This window comes from Spongiibacter marinus, from assembly GCF_016906995.1.
Lineage (GTDB): Bacteria > Pseudomonadota > Gammaproteobacteria > Pseudomonadales > Spongiibacteraceae > Spongiibacter > Spongiibacter marinus.
The window spans coordinates 363,761-387,625 of the sequence record NZ_JAFBBD010000003.1 but is presented as its reverse complement, the minus strand read 5'-3'; the positions used below and the strand labels follow the sequence as shown (position 1 = coordinate 387,625).

The window sequence follows — 23,865 nt, the reverse complement described above, 5'->3', positions numbered from 1 at the left end:
ATCTGAACGGGTGAGGAAGCGCGGAGCCTTGCACTTGCAATGCGCGAGGGGCAAGGCCCCTTAGCAAAGTAGCTTGAGCATCTGGGTTGATATTTGGCTGAGAGGTGGATGAAGGTGAGGAAAACTGTTTCGATGATTTTGCAGCCTGGAGGGCTGAAGCGTTAGGGATTGATAGGGCGGCAGTTCCCCAACGGGGAATGAGCGATTAGCGAACCCGGCCAAGCTCGGTAAACGCCAACATACTTAAATCAAGATACTTCCAGAATGGTTGAAATAACAGCTAGACGTAGGTTTCATCGCAATTGGATGTAGTATTTTTTTCCCTGAAAAGAATGACCTCGGATTCCAGATAGAAAACCTTGCGAAACCGCTTACACCAGGGTAATTCCGGGCGCTCTCCAGTACAGCGCCATTTTCTCAGTGTGCTGGGCGACAGGCCGAGTAGGGAAGCTGCCTCTTTGGTGGTGAGTTCACGGTCAGTAATAGCCGCTGTGGTGTTGTTCATATTTTGGTTCCCGAAAGAGTCACGAGCACATTAGCGATATAGTTAGTCGATAGTCATACTTTTGTTTTCAGCCCTTAAAGAAATATATTTCAAGCATGAGTGCTATCTATTGAAATCGAGCTTTTATAGGATCTATCACACCTTGTGACTGTATTGACATACAGTCACAAGGTGTGATGAGTCGCCCAATGGTTACACTGGGTCTAATCTGCAGAAATTTTTCTAGTGTGCGGGTATCGTTGGAAGTTAGTCAGCCGCGGTCCTAGATGAGAGCCGACTTTTGATTGTAAGTAACCTCTAGTATGAAAATAAAGGCTAAGAGTAGGTGCATGATAGGGCTAAAATTGACAAATTAGGTAATATATGATGAACTAAAAAAAGTTTAGTTTGTCGTAAGTGGTCGAGCTATTTCTTTAAAGTCCTTTAACAGTTATTAGATGTGTCATGAGAAAATGGGTGCCTTACATGTTAGTCGTACTGATTGCTCTGCAGTCAGTGTTGGCTGTGGCTGACTCTCATGAGGAACATCATTCAGATACAGACCCACAAGGGATATATCACAGTTTTACCGATACCGAAGATGGTAATAGTATTGCAGACCAATTAGATGCAGGTCTGTCTTCAGCAGATTCGATAGATTGCCACCACAATCATTGTCCCCATTTCAATTCTATTGTCACACCCACATTCAGTCATGTCTCTGCGAAAGGCAAAGTTCGCCTATTAAGTCTAAGCAGTGTTAAGCCTAATTACATTCCTTCTTCGCTAGACCGTCCTCCCCAAGTCTAATCCTACGCACAGTCTTTTATTGGGTTTATCGCCGTTAGAGCGATGATGCCCTGATTTGTCACGCTTATGTAGGATTAATACCATGCTAAGTATTGAACATGGGGCCGTAGTTGCGCCCCGAAGCAACCGAAAAAGGTTAGGAGTCGGCTTTGCCCTAATCGGTTTGCTGATGCTGCCCGTTATTTCATTGCAGGCAGCAGAGAACACAATCACATTGCAAACTGCGATACAACGTACCCTGGTCAAGAATCCGTCTTTGAAGGTTTTTGATTTTCGTCAGCAAGCGCTGAAAGGCGAGTTGGCTACGGCCGAGCTCCGACCAGCCTATGAACTGGACTTTGGGGCCGAGAACTTTGCGGGTTCGGGCGATTTTAATGGGTTTGACCAGGCGGAGCTGACGATCTCATTGTCATCAGCATTAGAGTTGGGTGGAAAGCGGGATGCGAGAGTCGAGGTTGTCAATCGTGGTTTCAGTCGGTTTGAAGCTCAAAGGCAAGCAGACGCTTTGGATTTATCGGGTGAGGTTACGCGCCGTTTCATTGATGTGTTAGCTGCACAGCAACGAGTGGCTTTGGCGGAGAAAGCGGATCAGCTGGCGAAGGACGCATTGGTGGCAGTCAAAACAAGGGCTAAGGCTGGCGCGTCACCGGATGCTGAAGTTAAGCGTGCCGAAGCAGCCGCAGCTCAGGCTCACCTTACGGTTTCAGCAGAAAAGAAACAGTTGAGTTACCTCAACGTAGCTTTGGGTACACTTTGGGGAGAGACAAGGCCGGATTTTAATCGGGCTGAAGGTGATTTGTACCGTTTTAGTAAGGATGTGGCATTCGAAACGCTGTATGAACGTGTTGAGCTGAACCCGGCGATTCAGGTTTTTGCTGCAGAGGAACGACTAAAGGAAACCGAATTACGGTTGGCCAAGACCCAGAGTCGTAGCGATGTGAACTGGTCGGTTGGATTGCGGCGGTTTCAGGAAACGGATGACACAGCTGTTGTTGCAGGATTTTCCGTCCCTTTGTTTTCCGGACGTCGAAATAGCGGAGCGATTCGTTCAGCCACAGCCGCTCGTGATGTGATCTCTGTACAGCGAGAGGCTGCTTTGCTGGCGATGCGTGCGCAACTGTATCGCGCTTATAGCAATCGGCAGCAGGCTATTCACACCGTAGACGATTTACGTAAGAACATTGTTCCTGCACTGGAGCAGGCCTTGGAGGGAACGCAGCAGGCTTATGAACGTGGACGTTATAGCTATGTCGATTATGTGTCTGCCAGGCAAGAGTTGTTAAGTGCGCGTCGAACCTTGATTGATGCCGCCGCCGCCGCTTTGCGTTATGGCGCGGACATTGAACAACTTACCGCAGAACCGCTGACGGTAGAGCAATATTCTTTCACCAATTTCCAGGAAGCTAAATAATGAATATTTGTATTTTGAAAAAAAAGGGTTCGTTGGGGTTGGTCATCGGTTTTGTAGCGTTGCTCACAGTGAGCCTGGTCGCCAACAGTGAAAGTGATGACCATGCGCAACACGGGCATGAGTCACATGACCATGCAAAGCAGGATTATGAAGAGCATCAGGGAGATGACCATGAAGAGCATCAGGGGGATGACCATGAAGAGGGTCATGAAGAAGAGAATGAGGAGCATGGTCATGAGGGGGGTGATCTAGAAGATCAAGAAGGCGTTGTTGAAATTGCTGACGCGATGGCTAGCAAAGCTGGTATTAGCACCGCCGTTGCAGGTCCTGGTGAAATCAACAAGACGCTGACCGTCTATGGTCGGGTGATTGCCGACCCGGGGCGTATCAGTCATATTCGTGCACGCTTTCCCGGTACGATTACACAGGTAAACGTCAGTATCGGCGAGCGTGTCGAAAAAGGGCAAAAGTTGGCAGAGGTGGAATCGAATGAAAGTCTCAAGCGCTATGTTTTAAAGGCGCCTTTTTCAGGGATTATTACGGCTCGTCATGCCTCACAGGGTGAAGCGACGGAGGAGCAGGCACTGTTCACGGTTGCTAACTTTGATCAGGTTTGGGCGGAGTTCCAGATATTCCCTGGCCAGATGAGCCGTATCGCCTTAGGCCAGCCGGTCACCATGTCAGTGGAATCTGAACAAACAACGTCCACGATCAAACACTTGATTCCCAGCGACAGTGGTCAACCGTTTGTTCTGGCTCGGGCAGCTATTGATAATAAGCAAGGACGTTGGACTCCTGGATTGTTATTACAAGGTCTGGTGAGCGTGGAGCAAGTACAAGCCTCCCTGCGAGTGGACAATCGCTCTTTACAAACGTTTGAAAACCGCACGGTTGTCTTTGTCAAAGAAGGTGAGCGCTACGAAGCACGACCGGTCACACTGGGTCGCAGTGACAGCCGCTTTACTGAGGTATTGGATGGACTGAAGCCTGGTGACGAATATGTTGTCATAAACAGCTATCTGATCAAAGCCGACTTGGAAAAATCCGGCGCTTCCCACGATCACTAAGAGGACGTAATCATGATTGAATCAATTTTGCGCCTCTCGATCGAGAGGCGTTGGTTAATGCTATCCCTGATACTGGTGCTGTTAGGTTCTGGTATTTGGAGCTACCAACAGCTACCCATCGATGCAGTACCCGATATCACCAATGTCCAGGTGCAGATTAACACTGAAGCACCTGGGTATTCCCCGCTGGAATCTGAGCAACGTATTACCTATCCGGTTGAGACTGCTTTGGCGGGTATCCCCAATCTTTCTTATACTCGCTCGCTATCCCGTTATGGCTTGTCGCAAGTCACGGTGGTGTTTGAAGAAGGAACCGACCTGTATTTTGCCCGCAATCTGATTAATGAGAGACTGGGCGTTATCAAGAGTTCATTGCCGCCAGGCCTTGAGCCATCGATGGGGCCTATCGCGACCGGCTTGGGCGAGATATTTTCCTACACGGTGGAAGCTGAACCTGGTGCGGTACAGGCCAACGGCAGCCCCTACGATGCCACGGCATTGCGGGAAATTCAGGACTGGATTATCAAGCCGCAGCTGGCACTTGTGCCAGGCATTACCGAGATCAACACCATCGGTGGTTATGATAAGCAATACCATGTTACGCCCAAACCACAGGCGATGTTGGCTTTTGGTGTATCGTTGGACGACATTGGTGATGCTCTTCGCAGCAATAACAACAACCGTGGAGCCGGTTATGTTGAACGTAACGGCCAGCAGTTGTTGGTGCGTTCGCCAGGGCAGCTACAGGCGATTGTCGATATCGAGCAAGTCGTCATCAAAGACATTGACGGTGTGCCTGTAAAAATTGCTGATGTTGCCGGTGTAGCGATCGGCAAGGAATTACGCACCGGGGCTGCTACCCGCGATGGCAAAGAAACCGTATTGGGTACCGCTATGATGTTAGTGGGTGAAAACTCCCGGACTGTTGCCCTTGCAGTTGCTGAGCGGTTGGAGCAGATACAGAAAACTCTTCCTGACGGTATCAAGTTGGACACTGTGTATGACCGCACAGTGCTAGTGGATAAAGCCATTGGTACCGTGCAGAAAAACCTAGTGGAGGGGGCGTTACTGGTTATCGCGGTGTTGTTCTTGTTGCTGGGTAATATCCGTGCGGCTTTGATTACAGCCGCAGTGATTCCGCTAGCGATGCTGGCGACTATCACAGGCATGGTTAAAGCTGGCGTGTCGGCGAACCTGATGAGCCTGGGTGCGCTGGACTTTGGCCTGATCGTGGATGGGGCGGTGATCATCGTTGAGAACGCGATTCGCCGTCTGGCTGAAGCGCAGCGCAGAAACGGTGGCAAGCAGCCGTTGAAAGAGCGCTTGCAGTTGGTGTTTGAAGCGACTAATGAGGTCATCCGGCCTAGCCTGTTCGGTGTAATGATTATCACGGTAGTGTATATACCACTATTTTCCCTCACAGGTGTAGAAGGGAAAATGTTCCACCCTATGGCGGCAACAGTAGTCATGGCACTGCTGGCGGCTTTGGTGCTATCGCTGACGCTTGTACCTGCAGCCATTGCCGTGTTTATGACGGGTAATATCAGTGAAAAGGAAAACCGTGTTGTTAGCGCGGCTAAATCCTTATATGAGCCGGCATTAAAAGGGGCGATGAAACTGCGTTGGTGGGTGTTGTCAGCGGCGTTATCACTGGTAGTTTTCAGCGGTTGGTTGTCAACAACACTGGGCTCTGAGTTTATCCCACAACTTAAAGAAGGTGATATTGCTCTGCACGCTATGCGTATACCCGGTACTGGCCTGGAGCAGGCTGTCAGTATGCAATTTCAGCTGGAGGAGCGGATTATGGAGTTCCCTCAGGTGGATAAGGTGTTTGCCAAAATTGGCACTCCTGAAGTGGCTACCGATCCCATGCCGCCTAATGTAGCGGACAACTTTGTGATGCTGAAGCCGCGCGATCAATGGCCCGATCCAACGATGACTCAGACGGAGTTGGTCAGGGAGATTGAGGCGGCGGTTAAACAATTACCGGGTAACAACTATGAGTTCACACAGCCGATCCAGATGCGATTCAATGAACTGATTTCTGGTGTGCGTGCCGATTTGGGGATTAAAGTGTTTGGCGACGATCTTGAGCAGCTGGAGGTATCAGCTGAAGAGATTTTAACCGTGATCGAATCCATGCCGGGGGCAGCCGATGCGAGAGTAGAACAGGTATCCGGTCTACCCATGCTGTCGGTGGTGCCCAAACGCTTGGCGATTGCCCGATATGGACTGAATGTGATGATGGTGCAAGACCTAGTGGCAGCGGCGATCGGTGGTGAGCCAGCAGGACTGATCTTTGAAGGTGACCGGCGCTTTGAATTGATCGTTCGTCTGCCTGAGTCTATACGCAGGGACTTGGATGGACTCAGCGAGCTGCCTGTGCCCTTGCGCAATGGCGGTTATGTGCCGCTTTCTGAGGTGGCGACATTGGATATCGCACCAGCACCTAACCAGATCAGCCGTGAAAACGGCAAGCGCCGCGTTGTGGTCACAACCAATGTGAGAGGACGAGATCTCGGTTCCTTTGTTGCAGAGGTTAAAACCCGTATTGCACAAGAGGTCGATCTACCAGCCGGCTATTGGCTGGATTACGGCGGGACCTTTGAGCAACTGGAGTCGGCCACTCAGCGTCTGTCGATAGTGGTGCCAATTACCTTGGTTGTTATTCTAGGTTTATTGGTGATGGCGTTTAATTCGTTTAAAGATGCAGCCATTATCTTTACCGGCGTTCCGCTGGCCCTGACCGGTGGTGTTATTTCACTTTGGCTCCGGGATATGCCTTTGTCGATTTCTGCCGGGGTAGGATTTATCGCCCTGTCTGGCGTCGCCGTTCTAAACGGGTTGGTGATGTTAGCATTTATCCGCGATCTTTGGCATGAGCGGGGCGACCTGGCCTCAGCTGTTATCGATGGTGCTTTAATTCGACTACGCCCTGTTCTGATGACAGCTTTGGTTGCCAGTCTGGGCTTTGTGCCTATGGCGCTCAACACAGGTACCGGTGCAGAAGTGCAACGACCGCTGGCAACGGTTGTGATTGGCGGTATTGTATCGTCAACCATACTGACCTTGTTTGTGCTACCTATCCTGTATCGGTTGGCGCATGGGCGTGAAAAAGTATAACGGATAATTACGTTATATAGAGGCTATACCGCCGCACCCGAAGGTTTGGGGTGGCGGTTTTTAGTTGAACCCGGTATTGGGCCAAGGGGAATGAAATGGGTATAGATAAAAAATTTGAACGTATTTCTGTATTTATTTACTTTGTCGCTGCCATTTCATTGACTTTAATGGCTCTTCTTATTATGGGGTGGTCTGTTTATGAAGTTTTGGCTCATGTATTAACTGTGGATGGTCTGAGCGATGGTTTTGTCTCTAAGATGCTCAGTTCTGTAGGCGCGATAGTCATTTCGGTGGCCATTCTGGACGTTGCCAAATACATGATTGAAGAAGAAGTTGTTCGTAGCAAACAATTGCATTCCCCTAAAGAGGCCAGGGAAGCGCTCACCAAAATCATGGTCATAATTTCGATCGTCGTTGGGATTGAGGGCCTGATCTATATTTTGAAGGCTGGGACAGCAGACATTACTTTGTTGATTTACCCAGCAATTTTAATTATTACATCGGTATTTCTAATGATTGGCTTGGGTGTGTATCAAAAAATTAGTTTACAAGCTGAAAAACTCGAGCAGGATTAATCGTTTAACAAGCTGCGGAGTGGTGGTTATCTTTTAAAGGAGCTTCAATGTTTGAACTGGATTGGGCTTTAGAATTTAGTATGACCGGCAGATTACTATTTGCAGGTTTTTTAGGAGCATTGATTGGACTGGAACGTGAGTTACATAAAAATTCTGCCGGTATTCGAACCTATGCAGCTATTTCTATGGGAGCTTGCACTTTCGGATTAGTGTCCATGCATGTTGATGCGCCTGATCCTACCCGAATCGCGGCTCAGGTGGTATCAGGAATAGGTTTTATCGGAGCGGGCATTATTTTTAAGTCCGAAGATAAGATAAGCGGCTTGACTACTGCCGCAACGATTTGGGCAACAGCTGCGGTGGGCCTTGCTGTTGCTTTCAAAATGCTACTACTACCGGTGCTGTCTGCAGTACTGCTGTTCGGATTATTGGCGCTCCATCACCTGCCTATATTAAGTCAAAAGGAATAGAAAAATGGGAATGCATAGTCATGAGCACGGGGTAGACCGGAAATTATCCATCGCTGTTTTAATCAATATTTTACTAACGGTGGCTCAAGTAGTCGGGGGAGTGTTATCCGGTAGTTTGTCACTAGTTGCAGATGCCCTGCATAATTTGAGTGATGCAGGAGCAATAGTCATTGCTGTAATCGCTAGAAAAATAGGCAATAAGAATGCGAATGAGAGCATGACCTATGGCTATAAGCGCGCTGAGATTCTGGGTGTTCTCATTAATAGCACAACGTTAATTGTCATTGGCCTCTATCTGATCTATGAGGCTTTTAACAAATTCTTTAATCCGACACCTATTGATGGTTGGATAGTGTTTTGGGTGGCTGGATTTGCTTTAGTTATTGATATTGGGACGGCATTTCTAACCTATTCTGCTGGGGCTAGGGAAAGTATGAATATTCGAGCGGCGTTTATTCACAACGTATCCGATGCGCTGGCTTCTGTTGCGGTGATTGTCGCCGGTGTCATGATTATTCTTTATCAACTGTATGTCGTGGATGTTATTGCGACGATAGCCATATCTGTCTACGTTATTTATCACGGTATAGTATTGCTAAAAAAATGCATTTTGATTCTCATGCAGGCAGTCCCGGAGGGGATCAGTATTAATGACATCAAATGTACTTTGAATGATATTGAAGGGGTTGATCAGGTAGAGCATGTGCATGTTTGGCAGCTGGATGAAAATAGGTTGTTTTTTGAAGGACATTTATCTTTAAGGGGGACTGATCGAGCTACCATTAAATCGGCGGTTAGGTCAGCATTAAAACAGAATTTCGGAATTACTCATTGCACTATAGAAGAAATATAGGTGAGGAATATGAGAGTTTATTCCTGAGGTTTAAGGCCCACGTCACTGCAACCAAATGCAGTGACGTGGGGTACGATAAATCGCTAACCCCCATGAATACTGATCTCTATAAATATTCCTGACATGCCGAAAGCATTATCAGGGTATTTTCTCTTCACTTTATGGATACTAAAACCTCAATGTGTGGCTATTGCACTCTCAATAGCAAACCGGCTCGAAAGGGCTTTTCAAGTTGATTCACGCAACCGCGATGAGTGGCTTATCACTTAGTTGTATAGATAAATAAGGAGAAATGCCTGGCAAAAGAAAAAATGAAAGTAGTAGTACTGTCTAAAGCGTGAAAACGAAACCCTGTCGTACCCATCCGGGAATTGGCATTGTTGGTTATGCCGCTATTCAGGTTTTGTGGGAGTGGTGTCCCGTGACGTTAGCAATCAGTTATTGAAATTGCTTCTCCATCCACTGTGGTGGCTGGACAGTCATAAACACTGACCGAAACTTTAACACCGCACTGTTCCAGCTTGAAGACGACTGTTCTGAACGGTCGCACGTCTGTTCCATAGGGCAATTTGTCCGTTCAGAACAGTCGTCTTAGGCGAAGAACGGACAACAAGCCTGACCGGAACGATTAGACACAAACGAAGCTATCTATAACGCACGATCAATTTTTTTGCTTCAATGCCGGTAATACTTAGCTGTCGGCTGATTGGCATTAGATTGATGCATCAATAAATACTTGAAGATTATTTCCTTCGGCCTTGAAAGGTTAACTAACGACTCAGCATATCTTCTTTTTCGAGAATGTGAACACGCTTTAATTCTCGACGAGGAGTTGTCTGTGAAAGATCTCAATTATCAATTAAAGGATTTATGTCAGCGCAATCAAGATGGCAGTCGCGCCACACAAGCTGAACGCTTTCAGTTGTTACAAACGATGGCGAATCATCTTAATGAATTGGGCTATCGGCGAATGGAGGCGAAATCTCTCAAGCCTAAGCATGTCGATGCTTTGGTCACCAAATACCTCGAAGAAGGGCTGACTCCCGGTACGATCAAAAATCGTCTTGCAGCGTTGCGTTGGTGGGCTGAAAAAATCGGTAAGCAAAATGTAGTTGCTAAGGACAATGCCTATTACGGCATTGACTCTCGGGTCTTTGTCACTAACGTGTCGAAAGCGCGTGACCTGGATCAGGAGCTGCTCGAAAAAATCAGCGATCCACATTTAAGAATCAGCCTGGAACTGCAAAAAGCCTTTGGCCTGAGGCGGGAAGAAGCAATTAAGTTCAGTCCGGACTACGCAGACCGAAATACCTACATTCGTTTGAAATCTACCTGGTGTAAAGGAGGGCGGGCACGAGAAATTCCTATTCGAACCGACGAGCAGCGGGATGTTCTCCGGCGGGCACGATTGGTAGCCGGGAAAGGTTCATTGATTCCATCCCACCTGATGTATGTTCAGCAAATGCGCCTCTATGAACGTGAGACGCAAAAGGCAGGGCTATCCAAGTTGCATGGTTTGCGTCACCGCTATGCGCAAGAGCGATATTACGAACTCACCGGAAAGCAGGCACCCGCCTGTGGTGGCCCATCTAGCAGTGAACTCACTGAAGAAGAACGCGCGAATGATCAGGTGGCTCGCTGGGCGATTTCTCAGGAGCTCGGTCATGAGCGTGAGCAAATCACGGCGGTGTATCTCGGGCGGTAAGCAATCATTCAGGAGTTACGCTCAACGGGCGCTGCCCTGGCCGCTGGGCCTTCCCGCCCTCGCCGGTAGCAGGGGTTGCAGCAGCACTGCAACCCCTTTGAGAGGGTGAGAATGATCAATCGCATCAAGGACTACTCGGCTCATGCCTGCGTTCCTCCTTGACGCTGAAACCTCATGACGAATCACACTGTGGCTATTGCAGTCTCAATAGTACCCGGCAGTTACGCTGCCAATCAATCGGTATGGCCCGAAAACGTTACAAGCAACTGCTGATACGTTAGCCAGTTATACCACCCCTACGGGAGAAATGATTTCCCGTAGGGACATATTTCTCTTGTTCATTCAACGATGAGGAGAAAGATGATGGAGTACCTGGAAATGCGAGGTGCAGTAAAACTCAAAGCAGATGCCGATAATGCTGTTGTGCGATCCGTTCTCAGCAAGTTGCGAGAAACCGAGTTTGTCGATGCAGGCTATATCGATATAGGCATTGAGGAAAATATCCTGAGTATCAGTGCCGAAGGCACAATCTCAGAAAGTTACAGTACCCGTGCGTTGTTAACACAGCTGCAAGGTCAGTTGACAGAAACGTCGATGATAGGTGTCACAAGTGTACGGTGGGAAACCCTCGTAGTACTGAAGCACTGGCAGCCAACACCGGCTATGCGACTAGAAGTTAATGATCAACTGGCTTTTGCCCAGTAACCCACGATAAAGGTCTGACTCCCGTCAGGCCTTTATCATTCTTACATCTCCCTCCCTCACTCCTTGAAAATCGATCAATCCTATTCTTTCTTTTGCCCGTGAAAGCTTTTTGCTGCCACTAGCAAGCTGCCACCTCTAATCTGGTGACCGTTTTTAATGATTGGATGAATGGTGGTATTCATGCGAGAGATAGCGATTGGCAGGTGGGTGGCGATACTGGCAGTAGTATTCGTTTATCCGTTATCGGTGCAGGCAGACACTGCGGGCATGGCAGGCAGTCGTATTTTTGAGAGTCGCTATCTTTCTGCCCAGGTGGGTCCTGAGAATGCACAAATCGACTTGCTGCAAAGCATCGTTGATCTACGAGTGCCTGAGAAAACTACCACGGTAGGAGGGGCGCTGGACTACCTGTTGAGACCCTATGGGTTTCAATTAGATGACTCTCATGATCTGAATGAACCGTCAGAAGTAAATGAACAGTACCTTCTGTTCGTATTGACACTTCCCGAACCGCATCGGAATTTGGGAACGATGACGTTAATGGATGCACTGAACACCCTGGGTGGGAAAAGCTTTCGACCTCTAATCAATCCAGTCAAGCGCTCAGTGCGCTATCAGTTGCGTGAGGGGTTTGGCCAGTTCGCTACGGCTGAAGATATGGAGGTCGCCAAACAAGAGTGGCTTGATCAGAAGAAAATAACCACGCTGCCATCGAAAAAGCCAGGGGCAATTTCGGTCGCACAGCAAGAACATCAAACCTACGGGCCGGTGCAGCGGGGCGATAGTTTAAGCCACATTGCCAGTCAGCTCGATCTCTCTGGCATGACAATAGACCAGGTGTTAGTTTACCTCTTTCGTGCAAATCCCCATGCGTTTGCCAATAACAACATGAATCATCTATTGGCAGGCACGGTGCTGAAAATCCCGCCTGTTAATCCTGAAACGCTGCCGACCGCATTTGAAGCCAGTCAGTTCGTTGACGAGCACTATCGTCTATGGGTTCAGCGTGAGGTGACACCATGAATCACCAACGCGCTTTAGCGATAGGGTTGATTTTACTTTCGTCTATTTCCAGCGCAGCGGTTGTGGATACGGATGAGGTTTTAACGCACACATCACAAACCCCCAGAACTGAAATGCCGATTAGCCGAACGATTGAAATACGGACTTTAGCAAAGCGTTGGGGATTGGATGAAGCAGAGTATCAACGTTATCTCGATTTAATGCGTGGCCCATTAGGAAAATGGAGTCCCGACCTTGACCCATTGTTAGCGCTTGGGATGTTTGCAGAGTCTCCGCACGAAGAACAGCGTTACGCCGAGCTGTATGCGCAACAGGAATTTGATTTAACCGGGCGCACGCTGAAATTTCAACAAGCCTATCGCGCATCCTTTGAGCGCCTGTTCCCCAATGAAGCAATGTTAGATCACCGCTTGTTGGCTCCTTACTTTGCGCACCAACAACAGAAGCTTGCAATGAAGGACGCGAAACGATTAGCGCAAAAACGCTTTGTTGATGGAGACCGTCTGCTTCTTTTTGTACCGCCAAATTGCCGTGAGTGCTTGCCGGTGATTAACCGATTAATGGGTTTGTTGTCGAGCACTCAACAAAGCGGTGTCGATGTGTACGTCCGCGATGCTCAAGATGATGGGGCTGTTAGAGCATGGGCGAATGCCCACGCGATAAAAACGACCTGGCTCAATGGACGGCATCTCACACTAAACCGTGATGAGGGGTTACTCCAGCGATTGAAGAGTCAATCCACAGTTTCACCGGTAGATACCATGCCGATCTTTTTAAAGCGTAATGGACGTTTTTTTCAGTTGAGCAGGGAGAGTTTAGGGTTATGAAGCCTTATTTGATGAGGTCATGTTTAGTTAAACCGTGGATCGCCGGGGTGACATTGATGCAATCAGTGGCGGCGGTCGCATTGGAAGACGTGCCGGTGGCCTATTTGATAGTTGCCAAGAGCCATCAAGTACCTGCGGATATTCTTTATGCGATAGCGTTGACAGAAAGTGGCACGCATTATCGTGGTGAGCGGTTACCTTGGCCTTGGGCGTTGAATATCGATGGCCAAAGCGTCTTTTGCGAATCCCAGCAAGATGCAATTCACCGGGTTTCCCAGGCTATCCGAAATCAGCAGTCAGTTGATATAGGGTTGATGCAGGTTAACTGGCGATGGCACGGGCAACGGTTTACCACGATTGACGAATCGCTGGTGCCCATTAAGAACCTCAGTGCCGGAGCCACGATTCTATACGAGCAGTTTGAGCAGACTAATGACTGGTGGGAGGCGGTGGGGCGCTATCACGACCCCGGCCAGGACGCGGAATCGCTCGACAGTGCTGAGCGTTACCGAGAGCGTGTAAGGCAGTATTTGCGGGAGCGGTTCTAATGCGAGGGCTATTCGGACTGCTGTGTCTGTTTTTGTGTTTAGGCGCTCACGCCAGAGAACCACTAACCGTGATTTATGAATCAGGCGATACCTTACCGCTTGGACCCTATCTGCCGAAACGAGCGCCACAGGAAAAGACCACCACTCAGGACGCGAATCGGCAGTTGCCGTTCAAGCTGCCGATCACCACACCTTCAATGCAGCCGGGTAAAGTCACAGTCACCCCAAAAGCATTACGTTATTTGCAGCGACCCTTGTTTTTGGTGGGGGCTGATCAGAAATCACGAGACTGGCTTGCTGAAAAGCGCGAGCTGCTTATCCGTATCGGAGCCGTTGGCCTATTGGTTGAGGCGAAGGATCGTCAGGAGATTGAGGCGGTTTTGGCTATCGCGAAAGGACTTCGTTTGGTGCCTGCTTCAGCCGAAGGCTTCGCCACTAAGCTGGGTTTGAGCTACTACCCAATCCTGCTATCAAAAGAGGGGTGGGAGCAGTGACCGACCGGTATGAAGTCGAGGTGTTGTTACGTCCCCCTGTGGAATTGTCTTCGGCGATAGTGGCGCTGAGTTGTGCGGGGATCGTGTTAGCTGCACCGCGTATCTTGATGATGACGCCATCGGTTGCTTTGTTCAGCGCCGGGTGTCTGGGTGGGGTGGGTGTTTGGCGAGCTCGCCAGGCCTGGCGTGTGATTCAATATCAGCGTCATCTCAAGCGCAGCCCGCGCTATGTCATGTCATCATCCCAAGTGCCGGTGAGTCAGTCGGTGTTGTTCTTAGGGCGAGGCTTTCGCTGGAACCAGACACACACAGAGCGGCTCTATGCTGCCCGCGATAAACGCGCTGAACGTTATCTGCAGCCCAGCGCCATCAAGCAATGGGTTCGTCGCAAAGAGATCGAATGGGAGCATAAACCCCTATTGCGAACGATCATGCGATGGACCGCACTAGATTCCCCTCTGAACCCCGTCCGTCCCCCGCCAGCTATCGGGGGCGATGCCGTCATACACGGCGTCGGGATCAGAGGGGAAACCAATGCCACCATGCCGCTTAGTGACCGGGTTGGACATATGGTGGTTGTTGCTCGAACGCGCCATGGCAAAACCCGGCTGGCCGAGGTGCTGACCACCCAGGATATTCGACGCGGCAACAACTGTGTCATTGTGTTAGACCCGAAAGGAGACGCCGATTATCTAAAGCGTATCTATGTCGAATCCCAGAAAGCAGGGCGTCAACTCATTATCTTTCATCTGGGCTATCCCGAGCTGAGCGCCCGTTACAATGCCATTGGTTCCTTTTCACGGATTACAGAAGTTGCGACGCGAATCGCCAGCCAGCTACCGGGCGAAGGGGAGGCCAGTGCGTTTAAAGAATTTGCCTGGCAATTTATCAACGTCATTGCAGTAGCGTTAGTGGCGATGGGCGAAACTCCGGATTACCTAAAAATTCGTCGTTATATCACCGATATTGATGCTCTGTTGATTCTGTATGGCCGCCATTGGCTGGCTGAAAATGGTCCGGAGGATTGGCAGGATGAGTTGGGGGAACTGCAAGACAGTATCAACCTGAAGTCGTTGCCAAGGATCGATCAGGGCAAAGACCCCGAAGCACTGGCAATGGTGCGCTATCTCAATACCCATGCGACTTTCGATCAGGTGTTAGAAGGGCTAATGTCTGCTTTCCGCTATGACCGTGAGTATTTCCTGAAAATCACGGTGTCCATCAAGCCCTTTCTGGAAAAGCTAACCACGGGCAACATCGCATCGATCCTGGCACCCGATAAGGCGAATACCGACGATCAACGTCCGGTGTTGGAATGGGCGCAAGCGATAAGGTCTAACGCTGTGGTCTATGTGGGACTGGACGCACTCACCGATCCAGAAGTAGCCAGTGCGGTGGGCGCTTCCATGTTCAGTGACCTGACCAGTTTGGCGGGCCATATTTATAAGCATGGCATAGCGCCAAGTAAGACGAACGAGTACGCCAAGAAACCGCCGGATATTGTGATCCACGGGGACGAGTTCTCCGACTTGATCGGGCCGCAGTTCAAGACGCTGATTAATAAAAGCGGCGGTGCTGGTTACCAGCTTAATTTGTATACCCAAACCTGGAGCGACCCGATTGCCGAGTTGGGTAGCGAGGCGAAAGCCGGGCAGTTGGCTGGCAACATCGGCACTATGCTGATCATGGGCGTGAAGGAGGTGGCCACCTGTGAAATGTTCACCAGGCAGCTGCCGGAGGTGAGTGTCAGCGAAATCATGGCGGTTTCCGGCGTCACCGACAATGTCGATACCTCAGCTGGCATTGGTTTTACCTCCAATAATCAGGATCGGGTCAGCATCAGCCGTGTGCCTATGATCTCCCCCGCCGATATTGTGGCGCTTCCCAAAGGGCAGGCATTCGTCCTGCTCAGGGGCAGTGAACTGTGGAAAATCCGTATTCCCATGCCGTCCAAAATGGATGATCAGGAACTGCCCGACGATTTGGGCGACATGCTTCAGCATATGCGGCGCAGTTATACGTCAGTTGTGGACTGGTCCAGTTACTCTAGCAGTATGAGTGGCCGATAGGCCAGGGTGATAAACCCATGGCCAAGTCACAGCAGTATCAGCCCCCTAAAAGAAAAGAACCCGGTCTCATAGGCAGGTTGCTCTCTGGCACTACGCAGCTAATTGCCTGGTTAATAATTAGCCTGATACTCTCTATTTTCATCGAGTGGGTGGGTATGGTGTATTTCTGGCCAGATCAGAGAGATGGCCACGCCAAAGAAATATTCCAAGCCGATCAGGCCTACCTCAACCAACACCTCCAGCAGCAGTCTGTGAATTACAAACGCCTAGCTTCTGTAAAGGCAGAGCGGGCTGTTCGCTGGATCGATCAGCAAGTAGCGTTGATGGGCGTCAAGCAAACGCCACCAAACGACTCAGGTAGAATTTTTTCAGCGGTTGCAGACTGGGCAAGTGGGCTCTATAGCCGCTATGATAGCTATATTCTAGCGGCAGGTTATGTCTCGCAGACCTTTGTTATCCGGTTGACGTTGATTCTATTCTCGTTACCGGTTTTCGCACTCACCGGATTAGTTGGGGCGATTGATGGTTTGGTAGAACGAGACCTCAGGCGCTGGGGTGGTGGCAGGGAAAGCAGCAACGTCTTTAACCTGGCCAAACGATCTATCATGCCTGCATTTGTTATGGCCTGTGTGATCTATATTGGCCTTCCATATAGTTTAAATCCCTCCTTTATCATCCTGCCCTTTGCTTGCCTTTATGGTTTGGCTGTTCGTGTAGCGTTTGAGAGGTTAAAGAAGTACTTTTGACATTGTTTTGGGTTGAATATCAAGATGTTACCCCCCATTTATAAATAGCAGTGTCGTAGACCCCCTTTGCGTGAAGTTTCGAAGTCTTATGATCGTGTCGGAGGGATTTAGTATAAATTTTAGAGGAAATTCCCCATGGAACCTATTTCGATGATAGTTGGCGCACTAGTGGCGGGCTCATCTGCCGCGTTAAAAGATACTGCTAGCCAAGCAGTTAAAGACGCATATTCTGGTTTAAGAACTTTGGTTATTCATCATTGGAACAACCAAGTTAGTGGTAATGACAGTAAGCTGGAGCAAGAAGCCAATATATTAATATCTAATTTGGAGGATGACCCCGAAACATTTCAGGTGCCAGTTGAAAAGAAATTGTCTGAATCCATACCTGAGCCTTCGGCTGAGCTTGTTGATAAAGCTCAGGCGCTATATGAGCTGTTAGATAAGAACGGTTTCGATACTGGCAAATACAATGTAACTGTTCAAGGCGGAAAAGGGGTTCAGATAGGGGACAATAACACGCAAATTAATAAATTTTAGCCAAGTTGAGGGGGCAGGAATTAGTTATGTCTGAAAATGATGGAAGCAACCCTCTTAATGTTCAAGGGGCTCAAATAGGTGATGGAAACAATCAGTACAACTATTTTTTAAACTCCTACCCGCAAAACATTGTTTCAAAGACCATAGCACAGGAATTATTGGACTTAAGGGCAGCGCGATTTTTTGTAGGAGAAGTAGAGCCTGCAGACCGGGCAAAGAAGTTTTGTCATAAGCTTTTGGATGGGGAGTATTCCGCAAGTGCTGATCCAGTAAGGGGTATAGCTTTAGCTTGGTGTTCAAGGGTTCTTGCATATAAGGATATAGCTGCTGCTAAAAAATCTCTTGAAGAAGCCGAGAAACACTCAGGGTCGGAAGAGGTTTCTATCGCTAAGGCTTTCATTGCCTCTTCAGAAGGTGATAGATCGTTAGCGCTGTCAATTTTGTCGAAAATTGACACTTTACAGTCAGTTACGGCTTGCTTCTTAGTGGTCATTCACCACGATACCCCCGCAGAGGGTATTGAATGGCTGAAAAGTGCAGGGCATGACTTTCTTGATCTAGACTCTGATGGCAAGTTTTTATTCATATCTCATCAATTAGATGCTGGAAACTGGGATGAAGCATTTGACTGTGTAGGGAAGCTTGTAAGTCAAGACTTTGAAATAACGCCTGTATTGTACTTTAGTGCCGCATTATCAAATTTGCTTAAAGCTGCTCCAGAAGAATTAAGAAGTGCTTTATTGAGGCACCCGCCTTTAGATGCATCAATTAGATTGTTTGATGACGATGTTTCTCTAAATAGTCGCAGGCTGGCTATTCGTAATTTTTTGTTGTGTAGCAAGGCGGCAGAAAATTCAGGTTGTAGTCAAGCTGCAAATATCGCAAGTGACTATAATCTTTGGTTGCGTCTAAGAGACACCGAATTAAGGACTGATGCTTTAGATGAGTTAAAAGCAAGCCTGAGTGATTCAGACCACAAAATTAGAAGAGTTCCATTGGCACTACAATTTGGGATTCCGATCGATCTAAAACAGTTTGAATCAGAAATACAGCAAAGTATTGTTCGTTCCGGAGGAATCTCTACAGAGATTGCACTGGGCCGGTTAGCTTTAGCGTTTGAGCAAAATTCCCCCAAGGATGTCGCTCAATATGTATGGAAGTATAAAGACCAGCTATACCAATGCCTAGACAGAATTTATATCGACTCAATTCAAATTGAAGCGCTATCCAGAAGTGGTGACGTTGATGCAGCATCGTCTTGCTTGACCGAGTTGATTGAATATGGATTGCCTGAAGCTCAAAGATTAAAGCTTGAGAATATTATCGCCGAGTCATGTGGTGATGAGTCAATTGGTAAATATAAGGAGCAATTTAATAGAACAAACGAGTTGCCAGATCTCGTTCTTCTGGTAAAGAAACTAGAAAACCTGTCTGAATGGGAAGAAATGCATGGTTATGCATTGGATCTATTTGAAAGAACCCGATCATTAGAAGATGCAATCAGTTTGGCATTTTCGATACATTACTGTAAGCAACCTGATGAGGTATTGAAATTTCTCAATGAAAATTCTGACTTTGTATGTCAGTCCGATCAACTTCGAGGATTGATGGCGGTCAGTTATTATCAGCTTGGCCGATTCTCAGACGCCAAGAAAGAACTGGAGTTAATTGAAGACTCAAAAGTTAAAGATAGACATAAAGAACTTCTTGTTAACATAGCCATCTCTTCTGGAGATTGGGAAAGTCTTCATCACTTTGTTGAAGAAGAATGGAAGGGTAGAGACGATGCTAATCCTCAGTCTCTAATTAGGGTAGCTAAATTAGCTCAATCAATAGGTTCCCCACGTGCTCAACACCTCGTTGAATCTGCTTTGTCAAAAGTTGACGACGATGCTGAGATTTTTATTGAATCGAAGTCGGTTTCCATGGAGGCTTTGGACTGAGGAGGGGCGATGTTGGCATTATCGGGGCGGTTACGTTCGCTTTGATAAATCTGAGTTTTCACAATGCCGGGACACAGGACAGATACGCCAAGGTGGCTGTCTTTTAGTTCTTCCTTCAGGACCTCGGACATGCCGACGACAGCATACTTGCTGGCGGTGTACGCACCGAAGTTACAAAGTGGAGTCAAGCCAGCCATAGATGCGGTGTTAACTATGTAGCCCTGCTGCTGTTGCCGCATAATAGGCAGGAATGCACTCAGGGAGTGGGCAACTCCTAATGTATTCACCGATACAAGCCATGACCAATCAGCGGGGCTCATCTCTTCGATTGGCTTTTGGATTGAGACTCCCGCGTTGTTGCACAGTAAATCACAACCGCCGAACAGTTTTTGACAATGATCAGCCATGGCGTAGACCTCTTCCGAATCGCTGACATCGACCTGATAAGCGTTTGCCTTGGCCCCCGCTTTGCGCAGTCTAGACGCAGTCGCTTCGGCGGCCTCGTATTCGATATCCGCCACTAGCACCCGCAGGCCGCGCTTCGCACAGGCTGTCGCCAGCGCAGCACCGATTCCGCTACCGGCACCGGTAATGACGGCTACCTGATTTGCACGAATTTGCATTGTCTTCTCCCTTATTTTAATCGTTAGGTCTAGCGGCCATGGAACTGAGGTTTTATACGGTCTTTGAAGGCCATCAGCGCAGTTTTATGATCCTCGGTCATCATCGTCATATTTTCGAACGCTGCGGCGCGGTCAATGATGGCATTGGCGACTTGCTTGAGGCCGGCATTAATGGAACTTTTGGTCCACTTAATCGCGAACGGGGCGCCGTTGGCCATTCGGTTTGCCATCGCATCTACCGCTGCGTCGAGTTCATCGTCTGCGACCGTCTCAGTAATCAGGCCGTACAGTTCGGCGGTTTTCCCGTCGATGAAATCGCCGGTGAGCAGGTAGCGTTTGGCCCGGGCGTAACCGATGAGTTGTGGCCAGATAACCGCGCCGCCGTCTCCGGCCACCAGGCCTACTGATACATGCGGGTCGGCAAACTTGGCATCCGCTGTTGCATAGATAAAGTCGCAAAACAGCGCCAGGGTGCAGCCCAACCCAATGGCTGGGCCACGGACTTTGGCGATCACCGGCTTTTCAAGATCGAGCAGCGAGTTTTGAATCTTTCGGTCGTTGACAATCGCCTCAGCGGTGGCTGCGGGATCGCCCTGAATTTCGATGAGCCAGTCGAGATCGCCGCCAGCGCTAAAGGCCTCGCTGGTGCCTGTGATAACGACAACGTCAGTTTCTTCATCTCGATCGATGTCGTAAAAAATGCGCGAAAATTCGCCGTGCAGAGCCGCGTTCACCGCGTTTTTGGCTTCCGGCCTGTCAATCGTGATGGTCAGTATGCGGTTCTCTCGCTGAATTTTTAGAGCCTGGTAATGGTCGTAATTCATGGTGTTTCTCCGTGTTGTTGTTGCGATAGAAAGCCGGGGGCCACTATGCCGTCACATGATCCTCTAGATTAAATTTGGCGATCATCGCCTGCTTGAGTTTGAATTTCTGAATTTTTCCCGATGAGGTTTTAGGCAGTGCGTCGATGTAGCTTATGTAGCGCGGGACTTTCCAGCGTGACAGCTTATCGGCACACCAGCGCCGGATTTGCTCGGGCGAGGCGGTCTGGTCATGGCTGCCGACGAGTACAGCGCAGACTTCCTCACCATATTTTGAGTCAGGTAGACCGATTACCGCTGCTTCTACGACATCGGGGTGTTGGCACAAAAAGGCTTCTATCTCAGATGGTGAGAGATTTTCGCCGCCGCGGATAATCATTTCCTTTACACGGCCGACGATACGGATGAAGCCTGTCGTGTTCATTTCAGCAAGGTCACCGGAATGAACCCAGCCGTCTGAGTCAACAACCGCTTCGGGGTTGGGGTGATTGAGGTAGCCCAGCATATTGCCGGGACCGCGATAACACAGTTCTCCGGGCTGATCGATCGCGGTAATGGCTCCGCTCTTGTCGATCACTTTGAGACTGACGCCGGGCAGGGGCTTGCCGCTGGTAGTCGATTTTATGTCGGGGCTGTCGCCGGCGACGGTACTGCAGCTGACACCACTGGTCTCGGTTTGACCATAGCCGTTGATGATGTCGACGCCAAAGGCATCCTCACACTGGCGAATCAGGCCAGCCGGGACACAGGCTCCTCCTGCGACAATGTATTTCAACGCCGATAAATCCCGCCCCGAAAAACTGTCATCTTCCAGCATCGCTGTCAGCATGGAGGGCACACCGATAAATCCGCTGCAGCGTTCCTGTTCGAGGATGTCGAGGGTACGGCGTGCCTTGAAGATATACAGCGGCAGGGTGGTTGCCCCGATCAGCGCCGCGCCGGGCGTTGAATTGCCGGAGCCGCCGACGTGGTAAAGCGGAAAGCCGTGACAGACCCGGTCGCCTTCACCGAAGCCCCAGGCCTGGTAAGAGTTTCTCGCCATAGTGGCGATGCCGGCATGTGACAGCTGAGCCGCTTTGGGTTCTCCAGTGGTGCCCGAGGTGTACTGGATCATCAGGCAGCTGTCGGGGTCGACTGTTGGCAGCGGCTGGTGCGCACTGGCCCGCTTAAGCAGCCGGGTAATGTCGCGGCTGATAGGGTGGATGAATTGCAGTGTCGGCAACGAGCTGCGTACCTCATCGATAATCTGTGCCAGTGACTGACCGCCGATCTCATCGGCATGAAAGATGCCTTTGACTCGGGCGGTAGCCAGGGCGAAGGCCAGCTCTGCACTTTTATACAAGGGGTTGAGAGCAACGATTACCAGACCGGCTTTGGCGAGCGCATATTCCAGCAGAATCCACTCGGGGCAGTTCGCTGCCCAGAGAGCGACGCGATCACCGGGCGCATAACCCTGTTGCAAAAGGGCGCTGGCGATCGCGGTACTCATCTCGTCCAGCTCGCGAAAACTCCAGCGAACATTGTCAACTTCTGTGTGACAGGCATAGACCACAGCCTCGCGCTGTTCGTAGCGTTTGGCTCTCTCTGTGAGGAGTTGGCCCAATGCCTGACCCACTGGATTAGAGAGATTCCGGTCAGATAGCCAGATCGATTGTTGTAGTGATTCATCCATAGCGGCGTGTTCTGAATTGTGTGGTGTGACGGATTATGGGCCGCCTGCCGATTTTTAATTTCCGGCAGCTTAATATGAGTTTCTGCTCACCTTGAACTCGCTTTGAATCACTCGCTGCATCGATCGTAATTGAAAGAATGCAGGTAAAAAGCGAGTTAAAACTGAATAGCCCAACCGCGTACTTTTCGAGGCCGCCACAAAGAATATTAGGCCGTGGCACAGCGTACAGTTATTGGAGGAGTACAACGTGGATTGCGATTCGTCACCGCCCTTACCGGAACAGGTCGCCAGTTGGGTAGGTAAGCCTGTGATTTGTATGGATCCTGTTCTGGTTGCAGAGCAGGGCCTGTGGTTGAACTACTGTGTTGCCGTTGAAGATCGTAATCAGGCCTATTGGGATGCAGTACCCGGCAGCGAAGCGGGGCCGATTGCACCGCCGGCGATGTTGCCGTCCTGGGTAGTTGATCACGACTGGCACCCTGATCCGGGGCGAGACAGAAAGCGAACACTCGAACTGCATTTCCTTTTGAAAGATGAACTCGAGTTGCCGTTTGGCGTGGTGGTCGATGTCGAATTGTTATTTTTTAGGCCGGTTCGCAGTGGCGACTCGCTGCGCGCAGAACAGGTGCTGGTCGAGATTGGCGAACAATACCAGACCCGGATGGGACCGGGCCGGCGCTGGACCATTGCTGTTCACTACTATCATCGCGATAACCAGCTGGCGGGCATCCAGACGCTGAAATTCGTTAGCTATCGCAAGGAGGCGTCGCTATGACAATCAAGTCAATGTCTGCTGTTCGGGTTGGCGACCGTTTGCCGGAACTGCAAGTCGAGGTCACCGCGAAAACCATCATCATGGGGGCTACCGGCTCCCGAGATTGGCAGCCGATCCATCACGACCGCGACTATGCCCGATCGCAGGCCGGTCTTCCCGACATCATTATGAATAACTACACCCAGGCGGGTTGGCTAAGTCGCTATGTAAGCGACTGGGCCGGCAGCGAAGCAAGGGTTTCGCGTTTGCGCTTTGCCATGAAAAAGCCGATTTGCCCTGGTGGCAAGATGGTGTTTCGTGGTCGGGTGAAAGGACTGACTGAACAAGCTGGCTGTATCTGGTTTGACCTAGCGATAACGATCAGTGTCGCTGCCGAGGTCGTTACGGAGTCGGCGGTACAGGTTGTCATTGCCGCAGAAAATTCCCCCTGGTCTTTTACCGATAACGCGTGGGCGGATCTGCTATTGGCCCAGGGCGATCAGGCTATGGGCTGATGGTGCGGCAAAGCGAGTTTTAGGTGAGCTTGGGCTCATATTAGTATTTTTTTGTTGATCAATTTTATAAACATTCCGCGGTGAGCCGCG

23 protein-coding genes are annotated in these 23,865 nt (G+C 49.6%); 18 read left to right on the top strand and 5 right to left on the bottom strand.

The annotated features are described in order from the left end of the window. Positions 1-280 precede the first annotated feature (280 nt). Positions 281-505 (bottom strand): helix-turn-helix domain-containing protein, encoded by a 225-nt coding sequence (locus HNR64_RS06375; RefSeq protein ID WP_156873299.1) that lies wholly within the window; start codon positions 503-505, stop codon positions 281-283. Between the two features lie 871 nt (positions 506-1,376). On the opposite strand from HNR64_RS06375, the gene HNR64_RS06370 reads away from it, so the two are divergent. The 7 genes from HNR64_RS06370 (at position 1,377) to HNR64_RS06340 (ending at position 10,498) form a co-directional block, all read left to right on the top strand. Continuing rightward, positions 1,377-2,705: a TolC family protein gene (locus HNR64_RS06370; RefSeq protein WP_204995689.1), complete on the top strand. Its 1,329-nt coding sequence runs from the start codon at positions 1,377-1,379 to the stop codon at positions 2,703-2,705. Next, entirely contained in the window at positions 2,705-3,772 is a 1,068-nt protein-coding gene (locus HNR64_RS06365) for an efflux RND transporter periplasmic adaptor subunit (RefSeq protein ID WP_156873297.1), read from the top strand. The genes HNR64_RS06370 and HNR64_RS06365 overlap by 1 nt, the downstream gene beginning before the upstream one ends. A 12-nt stretch (positions 3,773-3,784) precedes the next feature. Continuing rightward, positions 3,785-6,895, top strand: a complete 3,111-nt coding sequence (locus HNR64_RS06360; protein WP_156873296.1) for an efflux RND transporter permease subunit — start codon at positions 3,785-3,787, stop codon at positions 6,893-6,895. Positions 6,896-6,990: 95 nt separating this feature from the next. Next, on the top strand, positions 6,991-7,470 hold the full coding sequence (locus HNR64_RS06355) for a hypothetical protein (protein WP_204995688.1): 480 nt from the start codon (positions 6,991-6,993) through the stop codon (positions 7,468-7,470). A 47-nt stretch (positions 7,471-7,517) separates the two neighbouring features. Next, entirely contained in the window at positions 7,518-7,940 is a 423-nt protein-coding gene (locus tag HNR64_RS06350; RefSeq protein WP_204995687.1) for an MgtC/SapB family protein, read from the top strand. Between the two features lie 4 nt (positions 7,941-7,944). Then, on the top strand, positions 7,945-8,793 hold the full coding sequence (locus tag HNR64_RS06345) for a cation diffusion facilitator family transporter (protein WP_204995686.1): 849 nt from the start codon (positions 7,945-7,947) through the stop codon (positions 8,791-8,793). Between the two features lie 838 nt (positions 8,794-9,631). After that, positions 9,632-10,498, top strand: a complete 867-nt coding sequence (locus tag HNR64_RS06340; protein ID WP_204995685.1) for a phage integrase N-terminal domain-containing protein — start codon at positions 9,632-9,634, stop codon at positions 10,496-10,498. A 21-nt stretch (positions 10,499-10,519) separates the two neighbouring features. On the opposite strand, the gene HNR64_RS17330 is transcribed toward HNR64_RS06340, so the two are convergent. Then, positions 10,520-10,642: a hypothetical protein gene (locus HNR64_RS17330; RefSeq protein WP_255473987.1), complete on the bottom strand. Its 123-nt coding sequence runs from the start codon at positions 10,640-10,642 to the stop codon at positions 10,520-10,522. Between the two features lie 216 nt (positions 10,643-10,858). Here HNR64_RS17330 and HNR64_RS06335 point away from each other — a divergent pair, with 216 nt between their 5' ends. The 9 genes from HNR64_RS06335 (at position 10,859) to HNR64_RS06295 (ending at position 19,390) form a co-directional block, all read left to right on the top strand. Beyond that, positions 10,859-11,203: a hypothetical protein gene (locus tag HNR64_RS06335; RefSeq protein WP_204995684.1), complete on the top strand. Its 345-nt coding sequence runs from the start codon at positions 10,859-10,861 to the stop codon at positions 11,201-11,203. A gap of 180 nt (positions 11,204-11,383) precedes the next feature. Beyond that, positions 11,384-12,226 carry a FimV/HubP family polar landmark protein gene (locus HNR64_RS06330; RefSeq protein ID WP_204995683.1) on the top strand — a complete coding sequence of 281 codons (843 nt, stop codon included), beginning with the start codon at positions 11,384-11,386 and terminating at the stop codon, positions 12,224-12,226. Next, complete coding sequence (locus HNR64_RS06325; protein ID WP_204995682.1) at positions 12,223-13,053, top strand: TIGR03759 family integrating conjugative element protein; 831 nt, start codon at positions 12,223-12,225, stop codon at positions 13,051-13,053. The genes HNR64_RS06330 and HNR64_RS06325 overlap by 4 nt, the downstream gene beginning before the upstream one ends. A 56-nt stretch (positions 13,054-13,109) precedes the next feature. After that, positions 13,110-13,601: a lytic transglycosylase domain-containing protein gene (locus tag HNR64_RS06320; protein WP_239547676.1), complete on the top strand. Its 492-nt coding sequence runs from the start codon at positions 13,110-13,112 to the stop codon at positions 13,599-13,601. 68 nt (positions 13,602-13,669) lie between these two features. Beyond that, a complete protein-coding gene (locus tag HNR64_RS06315) occupies positions 13,670-14,095 on the top strand; it encodes a PFL_4695 family integrating conjugative element protein (RefSeq protein ID WP_204995680.1) in 426 nt (141 codons plus the stop codon). Next, the gene (gene traD / locus HNR64_RS06310; RefSeq protein ID WP_204995679.1) at positions 14,092-16,164 is read left to right on the top strand and encodes a type IV conjugative transfer system coupling protein TraD; all 2,073 of its coding nucleotides are present in this window, start codon (positions 14,092-14,094) and stop codon (positions 16,162-16,164) included. The genes HNR64_RS06315 and traD overlap by 4 nt, the downstream gene beginning before the upstream one ends. A 17-nt stretch (positions 16,165-16,181) precedes the next feature. Beyond that, positions 16,182-16,910, top strand: a complete 729-nt coding sequence (locus HNR64_RS06305; protein WP_204995678.1) for a TIGR03747 family integrating conjugative element membrane protein — start codon at positions 16,182-16,184, stop codon at positions 16,908-16,910. Between the two features lie 135 nt (positions 16,911-17,045). Further along, entirely contained in the window at positions 17,046-17,447 is a 402-nt protein-coding gene (locus HNR64_RS06300; protein ID WP_204995677.1) for an RIP homotypic interaction motif-containing protein, read from the top strand. Between the two features lie 26 nt (positions 17,448-17,473). After that, on the top strand, positions 17,474-19,390 hold the full coding sequence (locus tag HNR64_RS06295) for a hypothetical protein (RefSeq protein ID WP_204995676.1): 1,917 nt from the start codon (positions 17,474-17,476) through the stop codon (positions 19,388-19,390). Here the strand turns inward: HNR64_RS06295 and HNR64_RS06290 are convergent. From HNR64_RS06290 to HNR64_RS06280, 3 genes are read right to left on the bottom strand one after another with little or no spacing between them, the layout of a single operon-like run. Beyond that, positions 19,297-20,013 carry an SDR family NAD(P)-dependent oxidoreductase gene (locus tag HNR64_RS06290; protein WP_204995675.1) on the bottom strand — a complete coding sequence of 239 codons (717 nt, stop codon included), beginning with the start codon at positions 20,011-20,013 and terminating at the stop codon, positions 19,297-19,299. The two genes, HNR64_RS06295 and HNR64_RS06290, sit on opposite strands and share 94 nt — an antisense overlap. 29 nt (positions 20,014-20,042) lie before the next feature. Then, on the bottom strand, positions 20,043-20,837 hold the full coding sequence (locus HNR64_RS06285) for an enoyl-CoA hydratase/isomerase family protein (protein ID WP_204995674.1): 795 nt from the start codon (positions 20,835-20,837) through the stop codon (positions 20,043-20,045). 43 nt (positions 20,838-20,880) lie between these two features. Next, complete coding sequence (locus HNR64_RS06280) at positions 20,881-22,506, bottom strand: class I adenylate-forming enzyme family protein (RefSeq protein WP_204995673.1); 1,626 nt, start codon at positions 22,504-22,506, stop codon at positions 20,881-20,883. Positions 22,507-22,753: 247 nt separating this feature from the next. Between HNR64_RS06280 and HNR64_RS06275 the strand changes: the two genes are divergently transcribed. Beyond that, a complete protein-coding gene (locus HNR64_RS06275; protein WP_204995672.1) occupies positions 22,754-23,281 on the top strand; it encodes a hypothetical protein in 528 nt (175 codons plus the stop codon). After that, positions 23,278-23,775 (top strand): MaoC/PaaZ C-terminal domain-containing protein, encoded by a 498-nt coding sequence (locus tag HNR64_RS06270; protein WP_204995671.1) that lies wholly within the window; start codon positions 23,278-23,280, stop codon positions 23,773-23,775. The genes HNR64_RS06275 and HNR64_RS06270 overlap by 4 nt, the downstream gene beginning before the upstream one ends. Positions 23,776-23,865 lie beyond the last annotated feature (90 nt).